7 protein-coding genes and 2 tRNA genes are annotated in these 7,679 nt (G+C 51.3%); 5 read left to right on the forward strand and 4 right to left on the reverse strand.

The genetic code is table 11. The features are described 5' to 3' along the window. Positions 1-44 precede the first annotated feature (44 nt). Entirely contained in the window at positions 45-803 is a 759-nt protein-coding gene (purN, locus tag K7H08_RS16245; protein WP_038483743.1) for a phosphoribosylglycinamide formyltransferase, read from the reverse strand. Beyond that, a complete protein-coding gene (gene purM / locus K7H08_RS16250; RefSeq protein ID WP_231658530.1) occupies positions 800-1,867 on the reverse strand; it encodes a phosphoribosylformylglycinamidine cyclo-ligase in 1,068 nt (355 codons plus the stop codon). The genes purN and purM overlap by 4 nt, the downstream gene beginning before the upstream one ends. Before the next feature lie 200 nt (positions 1,868-2,067). Here purM and K7H08_RS16255 point away from each other — a divergent pair, with 200 nt between their 5' ends. Both K7H08_RS16255 and hda read left to right on the forward strand, forming a co-directional pair. Beyond that, positions 2,068-3,180, forward strand: a complete 1,113-nt coding sequence (locus tag K7H08_RS16255; RefSeq protein ID WP_038483747.1) for an AI-2E family transporter — start codon at positions 2,068-2,070, stop codon at positions 3,178-3,180. Further along, positions 3,177-3,881: a DnaA regulatory inactivator Hda gene (gene hda / locus K7H08_RS16260; protein WP_231658531.1), complete on the forward strand. Its 705-nt coding sequence runs from the start codon at positions 3,177-3,179 to the stop codon at positions 3,879-3,881. Before K7H08_RS16255 ends, hda begins: the two co-directional genes overlap by 4 nt. 76 nt (positions 3,882-3,957) lie before the next feature. Here hda and K7H08_RS16265 read toward each other — a convergent pair whose 3' ends face one another. Then, entirely contained in the window at positions 3,958-4,332 is a 375-nt protein-coding gene (locus K7H08_RS16265; RefSeq protein WP_038483751.1) for a phasin family protein, read from the reverse strand. Between the two features lie 349 nt (positions 4,333-4,681). Between K7H08_RS16265 and K7H08_RS16270 the strand changes: the two genes are divergently transcribed. Then, positions 4,682-6,058 carry a class II fumarate hydratase gene (locus K7H08_RS16270; RefSeq protein WP_231658532.1) on the forward strand — a complete coding sequence of 459 codons (1,377 nt, stop codon included), beginning with the start codon at positions 4,682-4,684 and terminating at the stop codon, positions 6,056-6,058. 30 nt (positions 6,059-6,088) lie between these two features. Here the strand turns inward: K7H08_RS16270 and K7H08_RS16275 are convergent, their stop codons facing one another. Next, positions 6,089-7,159 (reverse strand): endonuclease/exonuclease/phosphatase family protein, encoded by a 1,071-nt coding sequence (locus K7H08_RS16275; RefSeq protein ID WP_095604130.1) that lies wholly within the window; start codon positions 7,157-7,159, stop codon positions 6,089-6,091. A 182-nt stretch (positions 7,160-7,341) separates the two neighbouring features. Here K7H08_RS16275 and K7H08_RS16280 point away from each other — a divergent pair. Together K7H08_RS16280 and K7H08_RS16285 are read left to right on the forward strand one after the other, a co-directional pair. Beyond that, a tRNA-Val gene (locus K7H08_RS16280) sits at positions 7,342-7,418 on the forward strand. 28 nt (positions 7,419-7,446) lie between these two features. After that, positions 7,447-7,523 (forward strand) — tRNA-Val (locus tag K7H08_RS16285). The last annotated feature ends 156 nt before the right edge of the window (positions 7,524-7,679 follow it).

Here is a 7,679-nt window from a genome sequence, read left to right on the forward strand (position 1 = left end):
GCTAAATAGCGGTAAGGCGTTTCTTATGGTCAGAACAGTGACGTTTACGTGTTTTCGTCAAACTCTTCGTCTAGCTCTTCTGCAGCATCTGTGTGGGAGAGCCGCATACCATGGGGGGGCAGGGGATGGCCATCCATGGTGGCGTTTTCAGCGCTATATTGCAGGCGGCCTTGCAGAAACCACTGAACGGCAATTGGGAAGATTAAGTGTTCACGAGCGTGCACCTTCTCCTTCAGCGTCTCAACGGTATCTTCATTTGTAACGTTCAGTTCTGCTTGCAGCACAACAGGCCCACCATCTAGCTCTTCAGTGACAAAGTGCACGCTGCAGCCATGCTGTTTGACACCATCTGCCAGCGCTCGAGCATGGGTATTTAACCCTTGATAGGCGGGCAGCAGTGAGGGGTGGATATTGAGCATTTTGCCTAAAAAACGCTGCACAAAGCGGGGCGTCAGAATGCGCATAAAGCCTGCTAAAACAATCAAGTCAGGCTCATGACGTTCGATGACTTTGATTAGCGCTCCGTCGTAAGCATCGCGGCTGTCATATTCGCGATGAGGTAGCGCAACGGCTTCAATACCCGCTTCTAAGGCGCGCTTCAAGCCATAGGCATCCGGCTCATTGGAAATAACAGCGACGATTTCCCCGCCGAGTCGATCATGGCTTTGTGCATCAATCAGCGCCTGTAAATTACTGCCACTGCCAGAAATTAGCACCACAATACGTCGCGCCGCTGCTGGTTCTGGCGCCATGTCGTTTATGGTGTCGTTGAACGTGCCACTATTAAAGTCGGTACTGCTCATGCGCGAAGGTTCTCCAAAACGACGGCTTCCTCCTGGCGCTGAATAATCTGACCAATTCGATATACGGTCTCGCCTTGAGCTTGCAGATGCGCCATAGCGTCTTCAGCTTGGGCCTGGGGAACTACAACCACCATGCCGATGCCGCAGTTCAGTACGCGGTGCATTTCCGTTTCACTGACATTGCCTTGGGCTTGTAACCAGTTAAATACTTCTGGGCGTTGCCAGGTAGAAAGATCAACGTGGGCTGCGAGGGTATCGGGTAGAACACGGGGAATGTTTTCCAGTAAACCACCACCCGTAATATGGGAGAGCGCGTGAACGGGAATATCTGTGCCGTGCATCATCGACAGTAACGACTTCACATAAATACGCGTCGGCGCCATTAACGCGTCGCCAAGCGGCTGCCCATCCACAGTATCATTGAGTGAAGCGTTGCTAATTTCGAGAATTTTGCGAATCAGTGAATAGCCATTGGAGTGCGGGCCAGAAGAGGCCAATCCCAGCAGTACATCGCCTTCGGCTACCTTGCTGCCGTCTAAAATATCGGCCTTCTCAACAACGCCAACGCAGAAGCCTGCCAAATCGTAGTCATTGCCCTCGTACATACCGGGCATTTCCGCAGTTTCGCCGCCTACTAGTGCGCAACCAGCCAGTTCGCAACCAGCGCCAATGCCGGTCACGACATCTGCAGCGATATCCACATCCAGCTTACCCGTGGCATAGTAGTCAAGGAATAGCAGTGGTTCAGCACCGGCAACGATCAAATCGTTGACACACATAGCGACCAAGTCAATGCCAATGGTGTCATGCTTACCAAGGTCCATGGCAAGACGCAGTTTAGTGCCGACACCATCCGTGCCGGAGACCAGGACTGGCTGTTTATAACCAGCGGGAAGCTCACACAGTGCGCCAAACCCGCCAAGGCCACCCAGGACTTCAGGGCGTGTCGTGCGTTTGGCAACGTGTTTGATGCGATCAACTAGCGCGTTGCCGGCATCAATATCGACACCTGCGTCTTTATAGCTGAGTGAGGGAGTGGCCTGAGAAGTGGAGGTATCGGTCATGACAGATCCTGTGAAGCCTATAGCAATACGGGTAGTGCTGGCGAAATGGCCAGTGCTGGGGCGATAACGGAACGGATTGTAACACCCAGAGACGTAAGTCGCATCGATGTGCGGCGTTAACCGATGTTCAATACGCTACTTTTGTTACTATTCAGTACGCTAAGGGCGCTAACCATCTTTCCAGGAGGGATATAAAGAGCATGCGACATTCATGGTGGGGCGTTGTTTTTTTGGTGGTATTGGTGGGCTGCCTCTACTTATTAGATGCGGTACTGATGCCATTTATTGCGGGTTTAATTTTGGCCTATTTGGCTGACCCGCTTGCTAATTATTTCCAGCGGTTAGGCATGAAGCGGCCCTGGGCAGTTAGTAGCGTCTTTTTTGTCCTGTTACTGATCCTTATTTTAAGCCTGCTTATTTTGATCCCGCTGGTTGTGCAGCAGACAAAACAGCTGGGAGAGGCGTTGCCGAGTGTCTTCAACTGGATTGAGAACATATTAGCGCCGCAAGTTCAGGAGTGGACGGGTTACGATTTGGGCGCTGAGCTAACGAACGTTAGAGAAACTTTGATCGAAAACTGGCGTGATGCGGGTAGCTATGCAGCTCAGGCGTTAAGTCAAATAGGCCGTTCTGGGATGGCTTTCGTTTCCTGGGTTACCTACGTCGCCCTGATTCCTGTCGTAACGTTCTATTTACTACTTGATTGGAGCAGGCTGATTTCTAGTCTTGCTGATTTAGTTCCTCGTCAATGGACAAGCGATGTTTCCCGTTTGGCTCAGCGCTGTGATGAAGTTCTATCAGCGTTTCTACGTGGGCAGTTACTGGTCATGCTGTGTTTAGGCATTATATATGCGGCGGGCCTAACGTTGATGGGGCTGAACTTCGGCCTGCTGATTGGTGTTGTGTCTGGGCTTGTCAGTATTGTGCCGTTCCTTGGTTTTATTGTGGGGTTAGTGGTGGCGCTTATCGTGGCGCTTTTCCAATTTGATACATGGTGGGCTGTGCTGGGCGTGATCGCGGTATTCGGTATCGGTCAGGCGGCAGAAAGTGTCATACTTCAGCCTAAGCTGTTAGGCGATAAGATAGGTTTGCATCCTGTTGCGGTTATCTTTGCGGTACTGGCGGGCGGTCATCTTTTCGGTCTGACGGGCGTACTCTTAGCATTGCCTGCCGCAGCGGTCATTATGGTGCTTTTAAGGGAAATTAAAGACCGCTATAAAGGCAGTGCTCTCTATGATGCCGAGCAACGTCCGCAAGAACAGCAACATTACAATGATGGACTGGGTCGTCACGACGAAAGGGAGTCACCATGAGCCGATTACCGGCACAGCTACCGCTTGGGGTAGGGTTGCGAGACGACGCGACATTTAATAATTACTATGCCTCACAAGCAAACGCTTCATTAATGGAGTACCTGAGCCGGCAGCTTAAGTCAGATGCTGAGCCGTTCTTATATTTATGGGGCGCGCCGGGCAGTGGCCGTAGCCATCTTTTACAGGCGGCGTGTCATGCCGCCTCGGATGCAGATAAGCGGGCACTTTATCTTCCATTGGCAGACCTTGGTCATTTTCCACCGCTGATGCTGGAGGATATCGAACGTTTGGATCTCGTCGCCATTGATGATCTTGAATATGTGATAGGGCGTAAGCGTTGGGAAGAGGCTCTGTTTCATGCCTTTAATCGGCTGCGTGATGCGGGAAAAGCCTTAGTGATTGCCGCCAATACGTCCCCACGTCAATTAGACGTTGCATTGCCGGACTTGGCGTCACGGCTAACCTGGGGAGTTACGTTTCATCTGCATCCGTTGGATGATAACGAACGCCTATCAGCGTTAAAGCTTCGCGCCAACGTACGTGGAATGCAGTTGCCTGATGACGTAGGGCGCTACATTATGCATCGCGGGCCGAGGGAGTTGGGGGATTTGTGCCATGCGCTGGAAACGCTTGATCAAGCATCGTTATCCGCTAAACGGAAGCTGACTATTCCTTTCGTTAAGTCTGCCCTTAATTGGTAAAGCGCAATTGATAAAACGCCCCTGCCAGTTATCTGGCAGGGGCGTTTTAATGACAGCAAGTCAATAACTAACAGGATTAAGCAGTTTTGCTCATTTTGCTAGCAGCAGCTTGCGCTTGCTTAACATTATCTTCTGTCAGTTTTTGGCCTTTCTGCAAAAAGTCTTGCTGAAGAGCAACGACTTTATCTGCATCGCCTTTTACACGTTCAGCTAGTTCTTTAGCCACTTTTTGCTGGCCTTCCATGTAGCTACGCAGGCCGTTGGCGTCTTTCACGCTCATCAGCTGACGCATTTGGGCGATGCCGGTATCTACGTAAGATTTGTTGGCATCAAACTGTGCGTTAAGCATTTTTTCAGAGTAATCGATGCTTAGCGTCATGTATGCACGCACAGGTGCCATGAACATGTTGTCGAACTGCTGAGTCATTTCGTTGGTGTTAAATGTTTGCATGGTAAACACTCCTGTTCCATTGCCCACTAATCGGCCCATTGATTGACGGTGCCGTTAGTGTTGGTTGATCAGCAACGGTTTTGTTAAGCATCCACCGCAGCTGATATCTAGTTATCTTGCGTTGCAGCATAACAGGGGTTTTTGTGCAGTGCAACATTGTGGTGAAGTGAATTTAAGGATCGTGTGAGTGTGGCTGTGTGAGTCGATGATACGCGCGGATTTACCTAACGCGCCGGTAGGGCTAGGCTAAGCGTATAGATAACCGTTATCACTAAAATAATCGTTGGGAAACGTGACGCTAGTGATGTGAGTGGCGTTAGCTAAGCCGTTTTTAAAAAGGAGTGCCAGGATGGACACACGTATTGAACGGGATAGCATGGGTGAGCTCGATGTGCCTGCAAATGCGCTTTATGGCGCTCAAACCCAACGGGCTATCAACAACTTCCCTGTCTCGCATACCCCCATGCCCACGGCATTTATTCACGCTGTCGCGCGGATAAAGCTCGCTGCTGCGCGGAGTAACTGTCAGTTGGGTTTGTTAGATAAACCCCGCGCGGAGGCGATTGAGAATGCGGCTCGGGCGGTGATTAGTGGCCAGCATGATGGGCATTTTCCTATCGATGTTTTCCAGACAGGCTCTGGTACGTCGACCAATATGAACGTCAATGAAGTGCTAGCGACGCTTGCCAGTCGTAAAGGGGTCGAAGTGACGCCAAATGATCACGTTAATATGGGGCAGTCGAGTAACGACGTTATCCCAACGGCCATTCACCTATCGGCAGCGATAGCCGTTAATGAAACGCTTCGTCCCGCATTGGTGACGCTGCAGGCCACGATTGATCGTAGGGCGAGTGAGCTGGCCCATGTTGTTAAAACAGGTCGTACTCATCTGATGGATGCCATGCCGCTGCGTATGGATCAAGAACTAGGAGCGTGGTCGAGCCAAGTGGGGCAGGCCATCGAGCGTTTTGATAGCGCCATGACAAGGCTGTGTCGATTAGCGCAAGGCGGCACGGCGGTGGGCACCGGTATTAACGCGCCTGAGGGGTTTGCCGAGCTAATGGCTAGCGATTTAAGTCAGCAAACGGGCCTACCTTTTGTGCCTAATGATAGCTTTTTTGCCAGTTTGGCATCTCAGGATGCTGCCGTAGAGTTATCGGGGCAGTTGAAAGGGTTGGCCTGTGTGGTTATGAAGATCGCTAACGATTTACGCTGGATGAATTCGGGGCCGTTGGCGGGGCTGGGCGAGATTGAACTTGAGGCACTACAGCCTGGTAGTTCCATTATGCCGGGTAAGGTAAATCCTGTGATTCCTGAGTCGGCCGCCCAAGCGGCAGCGCAAGTCATCGGTTTGGATGCCGCGGTAACAGTGGCGGGTCAGAGTGGAAACTTCCAGCTCAACGTGATGCTGCCGCTAGTGGCTTCGAATCTTCTCACATCGATTAGATTGATGAGTAACACAGCCACCTTGTTGGGTGAGCGTGCTATCGCCACATTCAAAGTGCGTGACGATAATTTACAGGGGCCGCTCGCACGGAATCCTATTTTAGTCACGGCCCTTAATAGCGTGATTGGCTATAACGCCGCCGCCGCGGTGGCTAAAAAAGCCTATCAAGCTGGGCGCCCAATCATCGACGTTGCGGAGGAAGAGACCGACCTAGATCGCTCAACGCTCGAACGTTTGCTAGACCCTGCAGTACTAACGCAAGGAGGCGTACCTGAGTAGCCTCTATTGAGATATTAAGAGGGTAGGCGGTTAGGTTTCTTGCGTTTCCGTTTTGCCCTTTTGAATGGTTTTGTTCGCCTCTTGACGCTCTTCTGCACTGGCGTCGGGCGTTTCGTGTTCATTTTGACGCGAAGGCCGATAGCAAAAAGTGGCTAATATAGGGAAGTGGTCAGATCCGAACGCCCCAAGTCGCTGCATGTTGACGAGGGTGAAATGCTCGCTTACAAACGCGTGGTCGAGAGGCCAGCGCAATAGGGGGTAATTAGCGTGAAAGGTGCTGTACAAGCCGCGACCACGGCGTGGGTCCAGCATACCCCCTATGCGACAAAAACGGCGTGTTGTACGTGACCAGGCAACATCATTCAGGTCGCCGGCAACGATAGTGGCCTTTGGGTGTCGATGTATCTCTTTGCCAATCCACAACAGCTCTGCGTCACGCCATAAAGATTTTTCGCTTTCATTGGGTGCTGGTGGTCTTGGGTGAACGGCAAATAAGCGAATATGCTGGCCGCTTTTAAGCTCTACCTGGGTGTGAATCGAAGGTATGTCATCCTGGATAAGCCACTTAATCTCAGTATCTTTCAGTGCTAGGCGAGAATAGAGGTGCATGCCATAAAGGTTATCTAGGGGGATCTTAACGCTATAAGGCCACAGCGCATCTAATGCTGGGTCAAGTCGTTCTTGCCACCATTGGTTGGATTCTAACGTGAGAATCATGTCGGGCTGGTGGCGCGTTATCATCGCCAGTAATTCTTCTGACTGACGGTTTGGTGTCAGTACATTGGCGATTAGCAGCGTAATCATCTGGTCTTTAGGGGCATTATGGGCGGCTTTTACCTGCACAGGCCAGAGCTTTGTCCATGGCAAAATGTAGCGCAGTTGAAGCGCTAGCGTGGCGAGTGAGACCAGTGTCGCGGTAACTCGCCACGGCCCTGGGTCTAGTAACCACAGGCTAGCTAAGCCACACGCTAAAGCCATTACGGCAATTTGCAGTCGGGGAAATTCAAAACTGCGCACCCACCACCAGCGCATAGGCACGCGGGCAATCAGTGTGGCGAGTAACAATGAGATGGCGATGCATCCTAGCAAAGGCCCAAGCAAGGTTTGCCTCCTGGTTTAACCGTGAATAGTGGTTAATCTACGTTTAGCTTAGCGGTAACCGTAGATAAGTGTCGATAAGACATTAAAATTGAGGGGAGTTAATTCATTTACGTCATTTCAAAATGCTAAAAACTACTTGCAATTCAGCTATGAAGCCGTAGAATACGCATCCGTTGCACAGCAGGACCATAGCTCAGTTGGTTAGAGCGCCACGTTGACATCGTGGAGGTCGGCGGTTCAAATCCGCCTGGTCCTACCATATTACGTGCAGCTGATTAGTTATATTTAGGACCATAGCTCAGTTGGTTAGAGCGCCACGTTGACATCGTGGAGGTCGGCGGTTCAAATCCGCCTGGTCCTACCAGATACTTAAAAGCCCCATGCCTCTTAGCATGGGGCTTTTTTTATGGTGCGCCAGGCATGGCGCGCAGCGCCTTAACAGGCGCTATTCCTGAGGGTGGTGCCTCAGGATGACTTGGGGGTGAAAGTCCCCTGCACGCCCGGCAAGGGGAAGTGCTAG

It is taken from the genome of Halomonas sp. IOP_6, from assembly GCF_021151565.1.
Taxonomy (GTDB): domain Bacteria; phylum Pseudomonadota; class Gammaproteobacteria; order Pseudomonadales; family Halomonadaceae; genus Vreelandella; species Vreelandella alkaliphila.